The 1,259-nt window shown below is 46.1% G+C and carries 2 protein-coding genes; both read right to left on the bottom strand.

Annotated features, from left to right (window positions below; translation table 11 throughout):
• Positions 1-43 precede the first annotated feature (43 nt).
• Positions 44-586, bottom strand: a complete 543-nt coding sequence (locus Q1A48_RS22045) for a transposase (RefSeq protein WP_366523466.1) — start codon at positions 584-586, stop codon at positions 44-46.
• A gap of 169 nt (positions 587-755) precedes the next feature.
• Positions 756-1,208, bottom strand: a complete 453-nt coding sequence (locus Q1A48_RS21225) for an ABC transporter permease (protein ID WP_299948846.1) — start codon at positions 1,206-1,208, stop codon at positions 756-758.
• Positions 1,209-1,259 lie beyond the last annotated feature (51 nt).

The following is a 1,259-nucleotide window of genomic DNA, read 5'->3' as shown; positions in this document are numbered from 1 at the left end:
TGTCACCAGCACCTGCATGCCGATGACGAGGGGCCACAATCCCTCATCTCTCCCGCAGCTTGCTGCGGCACACTAATATCCCAGCTCCAAACTTGGTTAGGACCGTTTGCCTGGTATCCTTTGGGCTTAGCAACTGTACGCAGTGTCTTGGTTTTTCCTCGTTGGTGTAGTTGATCCGCCTCCCGCAAGATCCGATAGAAGCTGGACTCAGAAGCGATGTAAATTCTCTGGTCTGCCAGGATCGGCACAATATCCGACGGTGGCAGGCTCCGGTAGCTGCCGCCTCCCGCCAGCGCTGAATCTGCTCAGCGTAGAGTCCCTTGTGACGGCAATACTCCACCAAGTGCTCTTCATTTAACGGCGCAGTCTCTATGACCACAGTCAGCTTGCTTTCCCCGCTCCAGCGTTCGGGACTCTTTGGATAAGCGGGCACGGCTTTACCCTGTTCACAGACTTGATTACGCCAATTGTACAGAGTTTGCTCAGGGGCCCCGGTCTCCCGACTCACTTGGGCCACCAACACGGCATTCGGCGACATCATCAGCTGCACGGCTCTTTCTTTGAAGTGCTCACTGTAACGAGAGATTCTCCATTCAATTACCGCCCCTGATACGCTATTGGCTAAAATAGTGGGTCTAACATCTTGGTTGACACAGGGAGATGTTACCCAAGCACCTAAACTTATATGGTAAAAATCAACAAGTTGACAAACAGAAAGAAATTAGCAACACATAACCTTTATTCCTTTTCGATTTTTAAAGAAGATGAAGCCCTTTTTGCTTAACCGAGTTTTCAACATGCTTGAGCAGAAATAAGGACAACAGCGTATAAAATAGACCAAAAAAGACTAATACCAGCCATTCAATATAAACTGGCTGTAACGTTTGCCACTGGCCAGAGAAACTATAATAACGGACCAAATCAAAACCCCAGGTAAACGGTAATATATATGCAAAGTACTGAACACTCGTTGGAAATGCAGTGATGGGGAAATAAGCTCCAGCCAGTAATTCAAAAGCAACGCTCAAAACGGTAACAAGTGCCGCGACTTGACGCCACATTAATGCTAATAAAGACAGTATTATACCAAATGCCACAAGAGTAAAAAGTGCAACGACACAAACAGCCAGCAGCAACAAAAAATTAGTTAAATTTATATCACTAACAATTACCAAAATTATTAGCGCGGATTCAACCTTGAAGCGCATACCATTTATGCGGCTTGTGCCGCCAAGTAATTATCCATTAAATCTTCTGGT

Origin of the sequence: uncultured Microbulbifer sp., from assembly GCF_947489355.1 — a bacterium.
In the GTDB taxonomy this organism is placed as follows: Bacteria; Pseudomonadota; Gammaproteobacteria; order Pseudomonadales; family Cellvibrionaceae; genus Microbulbifer.
Note: the sequence above shows the minus strand (reverse complement) of the source record. Positions and strands in the feature narration are given on the sequence as shown.